Annotated in this window: 15 protein-coding genes; 11 read left to right on the forward strand and 4 right to left on the reverse strand. The window is 71.9% G+C overall.

The genetic code is table 11. From position 1 onward, the window contains the following. Positions 1 to 183: 183 nt before the first annotated feature. The 3 genes from ACRWK7_RS19880 (at position 184) to ACRWK7_RS19890 (ending at position 2,350) form a co-directional block, all read left to right on the forward strand. Positions 184 to 885 carry an SOS response-associated peptidase gene (locus tag ACRWK7_RS19880; protein WP_431858018.1) on the forward strand — a complete coding sequence of 234 codons (702 nt, stop codon included), beginning with the start codon at positions 184 to 186 and terminating at the stop codon, positions 883 to 885. Further along, entirely contained in the window at positions 863 to 1,405 is a 543-nt protein-coding gene (locus ACRWK7_RS19885) for a thermonuclease family protein (RefSeq protein WP_431858019.1), read from the forward strand. Before ACRWK7_RS19880 ends, ACRWK7_RS19885 begins: the two co-directional genes overlap by 23 nt. Positions 1,406 to 1,558: 153 nt before the next feature. Continuing rightward, a complete protein-coding gene (locus tag ACRWK7_RS19890) occupies positions 1,559 to 2,350 on the forward strand; it encodes a PhyR family response regulator anti-anti-sigma factor (RefSeq protein ID WP_431858020.1) in 792 nt (263 codons plus the stop codon). 88 nt (positions 2,351 to 2,438) lie between these two features. Here the strand turns inward: ACRWK7_RS19890 and ACRWK7_RS19895 are convergent, their stop codons facing one another. Next, on the reverse strand, positions 2,439 to 2,699 hold the full coding sequence (locus tag ACRWK7_RS19895) for a GlsB/YeaQ/YmgE family stress response membrane protein (protein WP_431858021.1): 261 nt from the start codon (positions 2,697 to 2,699) through the stop codon (positions 2,439 to 2,441). Positions 2,700 to 2,868: 169 nt separating this feature from the next. Between ACRWK7_RS19895 and ACRWK7_RS19900 the strand changes: the two genes are divergently transcribed. Further along, entirely contained in the window at positions 2,869 to 3,480 is a 612-nt protein-coding gene (locus ACRWK7_RS19900; RefSeq protein WP_431858022.1) for a DUF4142 domain-containing protein, read from the forward strand. 14 nt (positions 3,481 to 3,494) lie between these two features. Here the strand turns inward: ACRWK7_RS19900 and rpe are convergent, their stop codons facing one another. Both rpe and ACRWK7_RS19910 read right to left on the reverse strand, forming a co-directional pair. Next, on the reverse strand, positions 3,495 to 4,151 hold the full coding sequence (gene rpe / locus ACRWK7_RS19905; RefSeq protein ID WP_431858023.1) for a ribulose-phosphate 3-epimerase: 657 nt from the start codon (positions 4,149 to 4,151) through the stop codon (positions 3,495 to 3,497). Positions 4,152 to 4,183: 32 nt separating this feature from the next. Beyond that, complete coding sequence (locus tag ACRWK7_RS19910) at positions 4,184 to 4,429, reverse strand: acyl carrier protein (protein ID WP_431858024.1); 246 nt, start codon at positions 4,427 to 4,429, stop codon at positions 4,184 to 4,186. Positions 4,430 to 4,539: 110 nt separating this feature from the next. On the opposite strand from ACRWK7_RS19910, the gene ACRWK7_RS19915 reads away from it, so the two are divergent. Both ACRWK7_RS19915 and ACRWK7_RS19920 read left to right on the forward strand, forming a co-directional pair. After that, complete coding sequence (locus ACRWK7_RS19915) at positions 4,540 to 6,690, forward strand: GNAT family N-acetyltransferase (protein WP_431858025.1); 2,151 nt, start codon at positions 4,540 to 4,542, stop codon at positions 6,688 to 6,690. A gap of 7 nt (positions 6,691 to 6,697) precedes the next feature. After that, positions 6,698 to 8,317 carry an AMP-binding protein gene (locus ACRWK7_RS19920; RefSeq protein ID WP_431858026.1) on the forward strand — a complete coding sequence of 540 codons (1,620 nt, stop codon included), beginning with the start codon at positions 6,698 to 6,700 and terminating at the stop codon, positions 8,315 to 8,317. Positions 8,318 to 8,320: 3 nt separating this feature from the next. Here the strand turns inward: ACRWK7_RS19920 and ACRWK7_RS19925 are convergent, their stop codons facing one another. Further along, the gene (locus ACRWK7_RS19925; protein ID WP_431858027.1) at positions 8,321 to 10,855 is read right to left on the reverse strand and encodes an ATP-binding protein; all 2,535 of its coding nucleotides are present in this window, start codon (positions 10,853 to 10,855) and stop codon (positions 8,321 to 8,323) included. A gap of 105 nt (positions 10,856 to 10,960) precedes the next feature. Between ACRWK7_RS19925 and ACRWK7_RS19930 the strand changes: the two genes are divergently transcribed. The 5 genes from ACRWK7_RS19930 to ACRWK7_RS19950 form a co-directional block, all read left to right on the forward strand. Continuing rightward, a complete protein-coding gene (locus ACRWK7_RS19930) occupies positions 10,961 to 11,611 on the forward strand; it encodes a hypothetical protein (RefSeq protein WP_431858028.1) in 651 nt (216 codons plus the stop codon). Between the two features lie 14 nt (positions 11,612 to 11,625). Further along, positions 11,626 to 12,081: a hemerythrin domain-containing protein gene (locus ACRWK7_RS19935; protein ID WP_431858029.1), complete on the forward strand. Its 456-nt coding sequence runs from the start codon at positions 11,626 to 11,628 to the stop codon at positions 12,079 to 12,081. Between the two features lie 102 nt (positions 12,082 to 12,183). After that, positions 12,184 to 13,119, forward strand: coding sequence for a polyphosphate kinase 2 (ppk2, locus tag ACRWK7_RS19940; RefSeq protein ID WP_431858030.1), 936 nt, complete (start codon positions 12,184 to 12,186; stop codon positions 13,117 to 13,119). 101 nt (positions 13,120 to 13,220) lie between these two features. Next, positions 13,221 to 14,063, forward strand: a complete 843-nt coding sequence (locus ACRWK7_RS19945) for a hypothetical protein (RefSeq protein WP_431858031.1) — start codon at positions 13,221 to 13,223, stop codon at positions 14,061 to 14,063. Positions 14,064 to 14,208: 145 nt separating this feature from the next. Continuing rightward, the coding region (locus ACRWK7_RS19950) for a flagellin (protein WP_431858032.1) at positions 14,209 to 14,672 on the forward strand (464 nt) is incomplete at its 3' end.

Below are 14,672 nucleotides of genomic sequence, written 5' to 3' on the forward strand. Positions count from 1 at the left end.
GGCAGCGAGACGTCGTCGGTGTAGCGGCCGCCGCCGGTGAGGAGGCGCGCGTCCTCGGTCCGCGGAACCGCTTGGCCGATGCCGAACTTCTGCATGGGGGATCCTGTCGTCGGGAGGAGCCGTCGGGAACGGAGCACCCCGGAAGATAGGCTGCGGCTTGGCAAAGGGAAACCCCGACCCGATATGCGGGGGATGTGCGGCCGCTTCGTTCTCACCACTCCCGTCTCGGCGCTGAAGGAGCTGTTCCAGTTTCCGGAAACGCCGAACCTCGCCCCGCGTTGGAACGTCGCGCCGACTCAGGACATCGCCGCCGTCCGACGCGAAGAGGACGGCAACCACTTGGCGCTGCTGCGCTGGGGCCTCGTGCCGCACTGGGCCGACGACCCGTCCATTGGCAGCCGCATGATCAACGCGCGCGCCGAGACGCTGGCCGACAAACCGGCCTTCCGCACCGCCTTCCGGCACCGCCGCTGCCTGATCCCCATCGACGCCTTCTACGAGTGGAAGACGGAGGGCAAGCGCAAGCAGCCCTACGCCATCCGCCGCCGCGACCGGACGCCTCTGGCGCTGGCCGGACTGTGGGAGAGCTGGCCGGGGCCGAAGGGGCAGCCGCTGCCGACGCCGATGCAGAGCGCCACCATCGTCACCACTGGCGCCAACGCGGTGCTGCGTCCGTTGCACGACCGTATGCCGGTGGTGGTGGCGCCGGGGGACTGGGACCTCTGGCTCGACCCGGGGGCGCCGCTGCCGATGGTGCAGGACCTGCTGCGCCCGGCGCCGGACGCGGACCTGGAGGCGTACCCGGTGAGCACCCGCGTCAACAGCGTGCGCAACGACGACGAATCCTGCATAGTCGCCTTCGATGCGCCGCCCACGCTGTTTTGAGCTGATCGCGATTCTCCTGGCCGTGCTGCCGGCGGGGCCGGTGTCGGCCGCCACCGCGCAGAAGCCCGGCAAGTTCTCCGGCGTTCCCAACACCACCATCAAGGGCGAGGGCAAGGCGCTGGAGGGCGACCTGCTGAGCGTCGCCGGCACCACGGTGCGGCTGATGGGCATCGACGCGCCCGATCCGGGGCAGAAGTGCAAGAACCGCTATGGCCACGAGCTGGACTGCTTCACCATCGCCCGCGACGTGCTGGCCACCCTGATCAAGGACCAGGAGGTGGAGTGCACCGTCGCCGACGAGGACCGCAACCGGCAGAAGCAAGGCGAGTGCCGGGTGCGCGGCATCGACCTGGGCGGCGCCATGGTGGCGCGCGGCTGGGCGTTCCAGTTCTGGGGCCGCACCCAGGCCTACCAGTCGGCGGAGGCCTACGCCCAAAGCAAGAGGATGGGCCTGTGGGCCGGCCGGGTGGAGAAGCCGTGGGAGTGGCGGTCCCGCCGGCTGCGCGAACAGGCGCGCTGACCCTCCGCCTTCGGGTCTCTGCCAATGGGATAGCGCGCTTGGGCTTTTTTTCGGTTCGCCCTGTCTGGCACGCCGTGATACGTTAACCCTCAGTTAAGAAATTGACATCGGGGCGCCGATAAGGGCGCCGCTACCGGGATGAGATATCCGGCCATGCGAGTCTATGCACGCCAACTGCAATCCCATCTCCCCTACCTCAGGCGTTACGCCCGTGCGCTGACCGGGGCGACCGAGCGCGGTGACGATCTGGTGACCCGTAGCGTCGAGGTGGCGATGATGGCGCCGTCCCGCTTCGGGCTGGACCAGGACTCCCGCGTGCCGCTGTACGCGCTGCTCAACCTGCTGTTCGACGAGGACGGCGGCGAAGGGGAGGGGGGCCGGCCGGTGCCCTCGCCGCACCCCATCGAGCGGGCGCTGAGCCGGCTGCCCGAGGGCGAGCGCCGCGTCTACCTGCTGGTGGCGCTTGAGGACCTGTCGCTGACCGAGGTGGCGCAGGTTCTGCACATCATGCCCGCCGAAGCGGCGCAGCGGCTGACCACGGCGCGCAACGCGGTGCGCAACGCGCTGACGCAACGGGTGCTGGTGGTGGAGGACAACCCGATCCTGGCGCTGGAGATCGGCACGCTGGTGACCGACATGGGCCACGTGGTGTGCGGCACCGCGGCCAACGAGCGCGAGGCGCTGGAACTCGCCGAGGCGGAGCGGCCGACGCTGGCGCTGCTCGACGTGCGGCTGGCCGACGGCGACAACGGCATCGCGGTGGCGCGGGCGCTGCGCCAGCAGAAGGCGCTGCGCACCATCTTCGTCACCGCCTTCGACGACGAGCTGCTGGAGCGCGACGCCCGCCACCTGGGGCAGGTGGTGCGCAAGCCCTTCACCGCCGATGCGGTGAAGGCGGCCATCGCGCGGGCGGTGTTCATGCCGACGCCGGTGGCGGCGGCGTAAGGGACTTTCCGTCAGGCACGAAGAAACCGGGGCGGCCTGTGCGGGCCGCCCCGGTTTCGTTTGCCCCTTTCAGTCTTCGGGGGCCGGCCTACACCGTGGTCCGGCTGCGGCCGACGACCATGCGGTAGATGGCCAGGATGACGATCGCGCCGACCACGGCGCCGATGAAGCCCGCGCCGTCGCCGGCCCGGTACCAGCCCACGGCTTGGCCGAGGTAGGTGGCGACGAACGCGCCGGCGATGCCGAGCAGCGTGGTGATGATGAAACCGCCCGGATCACGGCCGGGCATCAGGAACTTGGCGACGATACCGGCCAGGAACCCGATGATGATGGTCCAAAGGATCTCCATACGACTCTCCCTGTGATGCGGGCCCGTCTGCACGCCCGAAAGGAATAACGGGCAAACGCCGGATTGGTTCTGTGGCGGTAGCGTCGCTTCCGGAGGGCTCATCCGGGGGAACCTGTCCGCGGCGGATCCGGTTCACGGGGCCATGTTTCGCGTTTCAGGAGTCGGTTCTATGCACGCAAAGGTTTTTACCGCCGCCGTCGTCGCCTTCTCACTGCCGGCCTTCGCGGCCATGGCGCAGTCGTCCGGTCCGGCCCGCGGTGTGCCCGACAGCACGTCCGCCACGGGTGGGCGGGTTACCACCCAGGGTGGAGAGGGCGTGCGCGCCGTCACGACGCCCAAGGACTTCATCGAGCAGGCGGCGTCCAGCGACATGTTCGAGATCGAGACCGGGCGCCTTGCCGCCAGCAAGGGCAACAGCGAGGCGGTGCGCTCCTTCGGTCAGCACATGGTGACCGACCACACGCAGACGACGCAGCAGCTGACGACGCTGGCCGCCCGCCACGGCGTCGCGCCGGCCGGCGCCATGGAGCCGCGCCACGCGACGATGGCGACGAACCTGCGCACACTGTCCGGTCAAGCCTTCGACCAGCAGTACGTGCAGGGGCAGGTGGTGGCGCACCGCGAGGCGGTGGCGCTGTTCGAACAGGCCACCCGAACGACCTCGCCCGACATGGCGGACATCCGCAGCTTCGCCGCGCAGACGCTGCCGACCCTGCGCCAGCACCTGCAGATGGCCGAGGGCCTCGCCGGCACCGGCGTGCCGACGGCGCGGCAGCAGTAAGGGGCTAAGTTTCTTTACCCGCGCACGGCGCGGATGTTGTCCGCGTACTTCGCCGGACCGCCGGTGAAGGTGGCGGTGCCGGCGACCAGGACGTCGGCACCGGCCTCGACGGCGATGCGCGCCGTCTCCGGGTTGATGCCGCCGTCCACCTGCAGGTCGATCGGCTTGCCCAGCGCGTCGATGCGGCGGCGCAGCTCGCGGATCTTCGGCAGCTGGCTCATGATGAAGCTCTGCCCGCCGAAGCCGGGGTTCACCGTCATCACCAGCACCAGGTCGATGTCCTCGAGGATGTGGTCCACCACCTGCACCGGCGTCGCCGGGTTGAGCGACACGCCGGCCTTCTTGCCCAGGCTCTTGATCAGCTGCACGGTGCGGTGCAGGTGCGGGCCGGCCTCCGGGTGGACGGTGATGATGTCGGCGCCGGCCTTGGCGAACTCCGGGATGTAGAGGTCGATCGGGCTGATCATCAGGTGCACGTCGAAGGGCTTCGCCGAGTGCGGGCGCAGCGCCTTCACCACCGCCGGGCCGATGGTGATGTTCGGCACGAAGTGGCCGTCCATCACGTCGATGTGGATGTAGTCGGCCCCGGCCGCGTCCACCGCACGCACCTCTTCCCCCAGCTTCGCGAAGTCGGCGGACAGGATGGACGGGGCGATCTTGACGGCGGGCATGGGACTCTCTCCTGGGCTGGGACGCCGGCCTTCTAGCAGCTTTCCGCCGCGCGCGCCAGGAAGGCGCGGCAGCCGGACAGCGTCGAGAGCTGCGGGTATTCCAGGTCCGGAACGCTGATGTTCAGCCGCTTCTCCAGGCCCAGGACGAAGTTCAGGAAATCCACTGAATCGATGTCGATCTGGTCGCGGAACGGCCGCTCGGGGGCGAGTGCCGCCGGATCGGCCTCCGGCGCCACCGCCAGCAGCGCCTCGAAGATCACCGCGTCGAGTTGGTCCACTGTTCATCTCCGCGTCCGTCCGTCGCGCTTCCTTGCCGCGCCACGGGGAGTATCATGGCTGCAAAACTGGCCGAGCCGCCGGCGAAACGCAAGCCGGTGCAGGAGGACGCATGACGGTGCGCGAACTGGAGGCGGTGTTCCGGCCCCGCAGCGTGGCCCTGGTCGCCGAGGACGACGCGCCGCTTGCCCGCACCGTGGCCGGGAATCTGGCCACCGCTGGCCTCGCCGTGGCGCGCGCCGCCGCGCCGGCCGGGCTGGGCTCCGCCCCCGACCTCGCCGTGCTGTGCGCCCCGGCGGCGCGCCTGCCGGACCTGGTGGCGGAGGCCGGGCGCCGGGGCGTGCGCGCCGCGGTGCTGACCGGCGACCACGCCCCCGACGCCGCGGTGCGCGACGCCGTGCGCCGTGCCGCCAAGGACAATGGCATCCGCGTGCTCGGTCCGGCCAGCCTGGGCGTGGCGGTGCCGGGGCGCCGCTTCGCCGCCGGCGCCTTCCACCGCGCGCCGCAGGCCGGGCGGGTGGCGCTGGTGGCGCAGTCGGGCACCCTGGCCGGCGCGGTGCTGGACTGGGCGTTGCGGCGCGACGTCGGCTTCTCGCACGTGGCGGCGCTGGGCGAGATGGCCGACGTCGGCTTCGGCGAGGTGTTGAACTATCTGGCGCTGGAGCGCGAGTGCCAGTCGGTGCTGCTGGTGCTCGACGAGGTCACCGCCAAGGACGCGGGCGGGGCACGGCGCTTCCTGTCGGCGGCGCGCGCGGTGTCGCGCGTCAAGCCAGTGATCGTGCTGCGCACCGGTGGCCGGTTGGGCGATGGTACGCCCGACGCGGTGTTCGACGCCGCCATCCGCCGCGCCGGCCTGCTGCGCGTGCACGCGCTGGACGAGCTGTTCGACGCGCTGGAGGCGCTGGCCGTGGGCGCACCGGTGAGGGGCGACCGCCTCGCCATCGTCGCCAACGGACGCGGCATCGCGCGGCTGGCGGCGGACGCGCTGCTCGCCGGCGGCGGGCGATTGGCCGGGGCGCCGCGCGACCTCGGCGAGGGGGCGGACGGTGCCGCCTACGCCGACGCGTTGCGCGCCGCGCAGGCGGAGCGCGCAGCCGACGCCGTGCTGCTGCTGCACGCGCCGACCGCCCTGGCGCCGGCCGGTGACGTGGCGCGCGCGGTGGCCGAGGCCATGCCGGCGGTCCGTCTGCCGGTGCTGACCAGCTGGCTGGGCGAGCGCGGTGCCGAGCGTGCGGCCCCGGCCCTTGCCAGCCACCACGTCCCGGTGTTCGACACCCCCGACCGCGCCGCGCGCGCCTTCCTGCACATGGCGGCGCACCGCCGGAACCAGGAACTGCTGACCGAGACGCCGCCCTCCATCCCGCCCGGTCCGCCGCCCGACCGCGCGGTGGCGGACTCGCTGGCCGCGGTGGCGCGTGCCGACGGGCGGCTGCGGCTGGAGGGGGCGGAGGCGATGGCGCTGCTTGCCGCCTACGGCGTCGGCGCGGGAGTGAGCGCGTCGATGAGCGTCGATCCGCTGTTCGGGCCGGTGCTGGCGGTGGGCGGCGCGGTGGTGCTGCTGCCGCTCAACCTGGCGCTGGCGCGCGCGGTGGTGGACGACGCCACGGCGCCGGACCTCGTGCGGCTGGCGCAGCTGGTGGCCGAGCGCGAGGACGTGGCCGGGCTGGCGCTCGGTCCGGGTGGCGCCTCGGTGGATCTGCTGCCCGCCGGATCGGCGCGCACGCCGTTGGCGATCCGGCCGTACCCGAGCGGGCTTGAGCGCACGCTGCCGCTTCCCGACGGGCGGAGTTTCGTGGTGCGCCCGGTGCTGCCCGAGGACGAACCGGCGCTGAAGGCGATGTTCGCCCGCCTGACGGCCGACGAGGTGCGGCTGCGCTTCTTCGCCCCCAAGGCCGAGCTGACGCACGCCACCGCCGCCCGCATGTCGCAGATCGACTACGACCGCGACATGGGGCTGGTGGTGGCGGATCCCGGGCCGCCGGGAACGGCGGCGGTGCACGGGGCGGTGCACCTGTCCGCCGACGCCGACCTGGAGCGCGCCGAGTTCGCCATCATGCTGGCGCACGACATGGCCGGGCTGGGCCTGGGGCCGGTGCTGATGCGCCGCATCCTCGACCACGCGCGCTCCCGCGGCCTGCGCGAGGTGTTCGGCGAGGTGCTGATGGAGAACCGTGCCATGCTGCGGCTGTGCGAGGCGCTGGGGTTCAAGCGGAAGGTCAGCGTCGACGACCCGGGGGTGGTGCACGTGTCGCTGACGCTGTGAGGGGGCAATGACCGACGCCTCTCCCTGGGACGCCATCCGCGCCGAGCTGACCGGACCCACCGGGCTCAACATGGGCTGGGCGGCGGCGGACCGGCACGCCGCGCTCGGCCATGGCGAAGCTCCGGCTCTGCGCTGGATCGGCCGCGACGGCGCCGAGCGGACGCTCACCTACACCGAACTGGCCGAGCGCAGCAGCCGCTTTGCCGACGCGCTGCGCCGGCTTGGCGTGGGGCGGGGCGAGGCGGTGTTCACCCTGCTGCCGCGGGTGCCGGATCTCGTCGTCGCGGTGCTCGGCACCTTGAAGGCGGGCTGCGTCGCCGCGCCGCTGTACGCCGCCTTCGGGCCGGAACCGCTCCGGCTGCGCCTCGCGCTGGGGCGGGCGGGGGCGGTGGTCACCACCGCGGCGCTGTGGCGGCGCAAGGGGCCGCTGGACGTGCCGCACGCGCTGATCGCCGGCGGCGACGCGCCGGAGGGGACGCACGACCTCGCCGCGCTTCTGGACGCCGCCGACCCGCAGGCCCCCGTTGCGCCGACCGGGCCGGACGATCCGGCGCTGCTGCACTTCACCAGCGGCACCACGGGGGCGCCCAAGGGGGCGCTGACCGCGCACGATGCCGTCGTGGCGCAGGTCGCCTCGGCACGGCTGGCGCTCGACCTGCGGCCGGGCGACGTCTACTGGTGCACCGCCGATCCGGGCTGGGTGACCGGGACGGTGTACGGCGTGCTGGCACCGCTCGCCTGCGGGGCGACGGTGGTGCTGGACGAGGGCGACTTCGACGCGGCGCGCTGGTACGGCCTGATCGAGCGGCAGCGCGTTGCCGTCTGGTACAGCACGCCGACCGCCATCCGCCTGCTGATGCGCGCCGGCGACGACCTGCCGCGCCGCTTCGACCTGTCCAGCCTGCGCCACCTCGCCAGCGTCGGCGAGCCGCTGAACCCCGAGGTGGTGCTGTGGAGCCGCCGGGTGCTCGGTCCGCCGTTCCACGACACGTGGTGGCAGACCGAGACCGGCAGCATCATGCTGGCCAACCGCGACGCCACGCCCGGCGTCCTGGGATCGCCGCTGCCGGGCATCGAGGCGGCGGTGTGGCGGCCCGACGCCGAGGGCGTGGGGGAGCTGGTGCTGCGTCCGCCCTGGCCGTCGCTGTTCCGCGGCTACCTGGACGATCCGGAGCGCACCGCCGCCTGCTTCGCCGAGGGCTGGTACCGCACCGGCGACCTGGTGCGGCGGGGCGCGGACGGGCTGTTCCGCTTCGTCGGGCGGGCCGACGACGTCATCAAGGCCTCCGGCCACCGGATCGGGCCATTCGAGGTGGAGAGCGTGCTGCTGGAGCATTCGGCGGTCGCCGAGGCCGGCGTCATCGGTAAGCCGGACCCGGTGGCGGGCGAGACGGTGAAGGCCTTCGTCGCGCTGAAGCCGGGTGCCGCGTGGAGCGACGCGCTGGCGGCGGAGCTGCTGGCGCACGCCCGCCGCCGCCTGGGGCCGGCGCTGGCGCCGAAGGAGATCGCGGTGGCGCCGTCGCTGCCGCACACCCGCAGCGGCAAAATCCTGCGCCGCCTGCTGAAGACGCGCGAACTGGGTCTGCCGGATGGGGATCTGTCGACGCTGGAGGATGGGGCGGGGTGAGCCCTACCCCCCGCCCACCGCCGCGCGCGTCCGCTCGGTGAGCAGCTCGGCGAGGCGCTGGCGCAGTTCCTCGGCGCCGTAGGGCTTGTGCAGAATGCCGATGCCGCTGGAATGCACCTCCTGGATGCGTTCGGGCGCTGTGTCGCCGGTCACTATCACCGCCGGCACCGGCCGACCGAACGTGTGGCGGACCGCCAGCACCGCCTGCACGCCGTTCATGCCCTCGCCCAGGCGGTAGTCGGCGACCACCGCGTCGGGATCGACGCCGCGCTCCGCGACGAGCACCAGCGCCTCCTCGCCGGACGCGGCGGCGGCGACCCGATAGCCCCAACCCTCCACCATCATCTGCAGGCCGACGCGGACGATGGCGTCGTCCTCGATGATGAGCAGCGCTCCGCCGGATGGTGCCACGGCGCGCCTGGCCGGGGCGGCGCGTTCCGTCGGCGCGGCGACGGCGTCGAGCGTCACCGTGAAGCACGAGCCGCGGCCGGGCGTCGAGCGCACCCCCACCGTGGCCCCCAGCAGGCGGGCGATGCGCTTGACGATGGCCAGCCCCAGCCCCAGCCCCTTTGACTGGTCGCGGCCGGGGTTGTGCATCTGGAAGAACTCCTCGAAGACCGTCTCCTGCTGGTCCTCGGGGATGCCGGCGCCGGTGTCGAAGACCTGCAGCAGCACCTTGCCGCCACGCCGCCGGCAGCCCAGCAGGATGCCGCCCTCGCGGGTGTACTGCAGCGCGTTCTCGAGCAGGTTGCGCAGGATCCGCTCCAGCAGCACCGGGTCGGAGCGCACCCAGGCCGGGCACACCGCGGTGCGCAGGCGCAGGCCGCGCTGCTCGGCGCGCAGGCGGTACTCGGCGTCCAGCTTGCGCAGGAGGTCGGCGGCGGAGAGGTCCGTCGGCGACGGCGCCACCACCCCGGCGTCGAGGCGCGACACGTCCAGCAGGCTGGTCAGCAGGCGGTTCAGCGCCCCCAGCGCGCCTTCCATCATCGCCACCGCGCGGGCGAGCGCCGGCCGCTCCCGCGCGTGGCTTTCCACCGAGGCCAGCAGCAGCACCAGCGACTGCACGGGCTGGCGCAGATCGTGGCTGGCGGCGGCGAGGAACTTCGACTTGGCGAGGTTGGCGCGCTCCGCCTCCGCCTTGGCGCGCAGCGCGTGGTCCTTGGCGGCCAGCGCCTCGTCGCGGGCGCGCTCCGCCTGGATCTCCGCCTGCTTCAGGCGGGTCACGTCGAAGTTGACGCCCACCGTGCGCAGCGGCGTGCCGTCGGCGGCGTATTGGACGTTGGAGGCGGCCAGCACCCAGCGCTCCCCAAGCGTCGGGTGGGCGATGCGGTACTCGAAGGTGACGTGCGCGCGGCGCTCCGCCAGCGTGGCGCGGCGGATCGCGTCCACGCGGTCGCGGTCCTCCGGGACGATCACGGCCATCCAGCGCTCCAGGCGGGCGGGCTCGTCCTCCGGGAAGCCGAAGATGGTGCGGATGCCCGGCCCCCAGTCGACGACGCCGGTCCGCAGGTCGATGGTGAAGACGCCGGCGCCGGCGGCGTTCAGCACGAGGTCGAGGCGCAGGTTCGCCGCCTGCGCCGCCGCCTCGGCCTGCCGTTCGCGCCGGACGTTGCGGATGCCGAAGCCGATCATGCCGCACAGCGCCGTCAGCACGCCGCCGATCAGCAGCGCGTTGCGCTGGGTGCGCGCCCACCAGCCGTCGAACACCGTGTCCAGCGGTATGCCGGCGAACACCACCAGCGGCCAGCCCGCCACGCGCTTGTAGGCGCCCAGCCGCTCCACCCCGTCGAGGGTCGAGCGGGCCAGCACGACGCCTTCCGGCGCCTGCTTCAGCAGCGTGGCGAACAGCGGCGAGCGGGCGGAGTTGAGCCGGACCTCCTGCTCCGGCAGCGGGAAGCGCAGCACCACGTCGGCATCGTCGCGGAACAGCACGAACGAGGCGCCGGAGACGGGCTTCAGGCTCTCGTAGAAGCTGACGAAATGGGTGGCGTCGATGGAGGATTCGACCACCGCCCGCAGCGTGCCGTCGGGCGCGCGCACCGCCCGGCTGACGGCGAACAGGAAGCCGCCGGTGACGCGCCCCCAGATCATCGGGCTGATGAAGGTGCCGACGTCCGTCGGCCCGGTGTGCACCGAGAAGTACTCGCGGTCGGCGAAGTTCATCCGGGGCAGGTCGCGCTGCACGCTGGTCAGCGCCACGTCGCCCCGCGCGTCGAGGATCCACAGCGACTGGATCGCCGGCATCTCGCCCTTCAGGCGGCTCAGCCGGTCCCATGCCTGGGCGGACTCGCGCAGCGCGGCGGGTTCGGTGTCGGCCAGCAGGGCGGCCATGTTGGACAGGACGACGCCTTCCGCCTCGATGGCGATGCGGGCGTGCCCCTCCATCAGGCCGACGGTGCGGCGCAGGTTCTCCTTCGCCTCGTCCAGGGTGTTCAGCCGGTCCAGGTAGGCCAGCGCGCCGAAGAGCCCGATGCCCACGACGAGGCTGAACGCCATCGTCCACGCCAGCAGCCGCTCGGTGGCCCAGAGTGTCCGCACGCTTCCCGAAACTCCCAGCCACGCGCAAAAGGTTGTGGTGACGCTACCCTTGCTCGCCACGCCGCCGCAGCCTAGCCAATAGCGATAGGGGATTCACCGAAAGTCATGGCGGGTTCCGCCGCGCGCCGCGAGAGCTTCGCGCCGGAGGGCGGTTGTACCGGCATGCGGATACGAACGCTCATCGTTGCGGGTTTGGCGCTCGCCGCCCTGGGGACCGGCTCGGAGTCCGGGGCGCAGGACCCGGCCGACCTGCCGCCCGCCGACCAGCCGACCGAGGCGGTGCCGCCGCCCGCCGAACCGCCGCCGTTGCCGCCGCCCGCCGCCGTGCCGACGGAGACGCTGCGTCGGCTGGCGCGCACTGCGGACGGGCTGTGGCGCGTCGCCGTGCTTGGCGGCGGGCGCTTCGCCGGGCGGGTGGCGCTGACCCAGGCCGACCTCGGCCGCCGCCTCGACCGGCTGATCCGCGCGCAGGGCGCGGAGCCGCCCGGGGAGGCGCCGGCGGGGGCGGAAACGATCCGCGCCCAGCCCGCGGAGTCGCTGGCCGCCGTGCTCGCCGTGCGGGTCCGCCAGGACTACCCCGGCCTGATCGCCGCGCTGGAGGGCTGGACGACCGGCCCCGAGCAGGCGGTGGCGGCGGCGCTGCTGCCGCCGTTGCGCACCGAGCTGGACCTCGCCGCCGGGATACCGCCGCCGGCGCTGACCGGATCCGGAACATCCGCGCCGCCCGCGCATTCTGACGGGGGTGAAGGCAAGTGAGGGTATGAGCGATCATGGACATCTTCGACCGCATCAAGCACGACCACGACACCCTGCGCGCCCTGCTGGAGCGCATCGAGGACCCCGAGGCGGATGGCCGCCGCGCCACCTTCGACGAGTTCCAGCGCGAGCTGTGGGCGCACGGCAAGGTCGAGGAGGCGGTGTTCTACGCGGCGCTGTCCCGCCACAAGGAGGCCAGGGCGGAGACCATGGAGGGCCTGAACGAGCACCACATGATCAACGGCCTGGCCGAGGAGCTGAACGCCATGCCGGCCGACAGCGGCGCCTGGACCGCCAAGCTGCAGGTGCTGGGCGAGCTGCTGCGCCACCACTTGGACGAGGAGGAGGAGGAGCTGTTCGAGGAGGCCCGCGAGGCGCTGGCGGACGAGCGCGCCGACGAGTTGGGCCGCCTCTTCGACGAGCGCAAGACGCACGCGCTGGCCGCCCTGGCGCCGCTGCCCCGGGCATAAGGGCGGGGCACATCGTCGCGGTGCCCGTGCGCGCCGTTGCCTGCCGCGCCGGCTTCCCCTACCGTCGATTGGTGGGGAAGCTGATCGCGGGGGAAGGCAGCGATGGACGAGGCGAAGACGGTCGCGAAGAGAAAGAGGGCTCCGAAGCTGAAGGACCTCGGGCTCGATGCACCGGCCATGGGCGGCGAGGTGCTGCGCGACGCCAAGGAGGTCGCCGCCATCGAGGCCCGCTGGAAGGACGTCGGCGAGGCCAAGGCGGCGAAGCCGGACAAGAAGCTCAAGTACGTTGACGAGCTGGCGCGCCTGCAGTTCGAGCTGATCAAGCTGCAGGAATGGGTGCGTGTGAACGGCCTGAAGGTCTGCGTGCTGTTCGAGGGGCGCGATGCGGCCGGCAAGGGCGGCGTCATCAAGCGCATCACCGAGAGCCTCAACCCCCGCGTCTGCCGCATCGTGGCGCTCGGCACCCCGACCGAGAAGGAGCGCGGGCAGTGGTACTTCCAGCGCTACGCGGCGCAGCTGCCGGCGAAGGGCGAGATCGTCCTGTTCGACCGCAGCTGGTACAACCGCGCCGGCGTCGAGCGGGTGATGGGCTTCTGCACCGACGAGGAATACCAGGAGTTCCTGCGGTCCTGTCCGCTGTTCGAGGAGATGCTGGTCCGCTCCGGCATCATCCTCGTCAAGTACTGGTTCTCGGTCAGCGACGAGGAGCAGGAGAAGCGCTTCCACGAACGCATGCGCAACCCGATCAAGCGCTGGAAGCTGAGCCCGATGGACCTCGAATCCCGCAAGCACTGGGTCGAGTACTCCAAGGCCAAGGACGTCATGCTGGAGCACACCGACAAGAGGCTGACGCCCTGGTACATCGTCGATGCCGACAACAAGAAGCGGGCGCGGCTGAACTGCATCCATCACCTGCTGCAGCAAATTCCCTACAACGACATCGCACCGGTCGAGCTGGAGCTGCCGCCGCGGCAGGGCGACGACGGCTACAAGCGGCCGAAGAAGTCGAAGCAGAACTGGGTGCCGGAGGTGTATTGAGCCGGCCCCGGCGGCGCGCATTCGCCTTGACGCGGCGGTAATTCAAATGCGGTACTCCATGGGAGCCTCCGGCTGAGGGGCGCCATGGGGGGAGGCCGCCGGTGCGTGATCTGCGACTGTTTCTGCTGTCCCTGCTGGCCGCCATCGCGCTGACCGCCTGCGGCCCGATGATCGAGACGCGCTACGCCTACACCCCGCCGCCGGGCGGCAACGGCATGGCCTGCATCCAGCAGTGCGAGGCCGGCCGCTTCCAGTGCGTGCGGGAGGCGCGCTACTCCGTGGACGCGTGCAAGGCCGACGCCCGCCGCCGGGCCGAGCGCTCCTACAACCGCTATCTCGGCACGCTGCGGCGCGGTGAGAAGCCGCAGTACAGTCTGTCGTACTTCGACAACTCTTCCTCCTGCCAAAGCAGCGAGGCGCAGTGCAAGGTCGACTACAACGACTGCTACGCGGCCTGCGGCGGGCAGGTGGTGGCGACTCGGATCTGCACCTCGGGCTGCGAGCAGCTGAAGCCGCCGCTGCCGCCAGGCGCCCAGGTCGGCCCGGCCCTGGTCAACGGTGTCCCGGTGCGCGCGCCGGCGCCGGTGCGGACCGCCAGCGCCGCCTCGCGCCCGGCCAAGGCGATGCCGGACCTCGCCCCGTCCCCTCCGGTGAGCGGGCGCCTCGCCCAGCGGTATCGGGTGCGGGGGACCAACGGCGACGACATCACCTACGACGGCACTGTGACGCTGCGCCCGGACGGCGACCGCTACCGGGTGCGCTGGGACATCGACGAGGTGATCTACAACGGCGTCGGCGCGCTGACCGGCAACCGCCTGGTCATCGAGGGCCGCAACGACGGGGAGCCGTTCCGGTACGACCTGCGCGTGGCGCCGGACGGCACGGTGTCGGGCCGCTGGACCGGCGACGAGGGCGAAGGGACGGAAGACTGGTCACCGTCCTGACGGCGGTGTCGCGTCGCATCCGTCTGTGACATCCGCCCGGGCTATGCCCTGCCGCACCACTTTCGATATATACAATTTATCTCAAAAGTGACATCCTGATGCCGAGGATCAAAGGTCCTCGGACACACCAAAAAGGATGCACATCATGGCCAACTCGGTCAGCACCAACCAGAGCGCCATCGTCGCTCTGCAGAGCCTCAACAACACGATCGGCCAGCTGAACAAGGTCCAGAAGCGCGTCACGACCGGCTACAAGGTCGCGGATTCGGTGGACGACGGCGCGGCCTTCGCGGTCGCCCAGTCGCTGCGGTCCGACAAGGGCGCGATCGACGCGGTCAACAGCCAGCTCAACGTGGCCAAGGGTGCCACCGCTGTCTTCAGCAACGCGGCGACCAACGTGTCCGACGGTCTGGCCCGCGCCCGCGAGACGCTGACCAAGCTGGCGGACGGGCACCTCAACACCGACATGCGCACGAAGTACAACAATGACTTCACCGCGCTGAAGGCCGAGATCCAGAACTACATCTCGAACGCCAAGTTCAACGGCATGAACCTGTTGAGCGGCGGCAAGACCAACATCTCGGTGATCGCCAACACCGATGGCACGCA

This window comes from Azospirillum sp. (genome assembly GCF_050789165.1).

Bases quoted from the DNA above. Each gene is read 5' to 3' on its own strand.
- ACRWK7_RS19880 (WP_431858018.1), top strand. From the start codon at position 184: ATGCGGGGGATGTGCGGCCGCTTCGTTCTCACCACTCCCGTCTCGGCG.
- ACRWK7_RS19900 (WP_431858022.1), top strand. From the start codon at position 2,869: ATGCACGCAAAGGTTTTTACCGCCGCCGTCGTCGCCTTCTCACTGCCG.
- ACRWK7_RS19920 (WP_431858026.1), top strand. From the start codon at position 6,698: ATGACCGACGCCTCTCCCTGGGACGCCATCCGCGCCGAGCTGACCGGA.
- ACRWK7_RS19935 (WP_431858029.1), top strand. From the start codon at position 11,626: ATGGACATCTTCGACCGCATCAAGCACGACCACGACACCCTGCGCGCC.
- ppk2 (WP_431858030.1), top strand. From the start codon at position 12,184: ATGGACGAGGCGAAGACGGTCGCGAAGAGAAAGAGGGCTCCGAAGCTG.
- ACRWK7_RS19885 (WP_431858019.1), top strand. From the start codon at position 863: ATGCGCCGCCCACGCTGTTTTGAGCTGATCGCGATTCTCCTGGCCGTG.
- rpe (WP_431858023.1), bottom strand. From the start codon at position 4,151: ATGCCCGCCGTCAAGATCGCCCCGTCCATCCTGTCCGCCGACTTCGCG.
- ACRWK7_RS19915 (WP_431858025.1), top strand. From the start codon at position 4,540: ATGACGGTGCGCGAACTGGAGGCGGTGTTCCGGCCCCGCAGCGTGGCC.
- ACRWK7_RS19890 (WP_431858020.1), top strand. From the start codon at position 1,559: ATGCGAGTCTATGCACGCCAACTGCAATCCCATCTCCCCTACCTCAGG.
- ACRWK7_RS19895 (WP_431858021.1), bottom strand. From the start codon at position 2,699: ATGGAGATCCTTTGGACCATCATCATCGGGTTCCTGGCCGGTATCGTC.
- ACRWK7_RS19930 (WP_431858028.1), top strand. From the start codon at position 10,961: ATGGCGGGTTCCGCCGCGCGCCGCGAGAGCTTCGCGCCGGAGGGCGGT.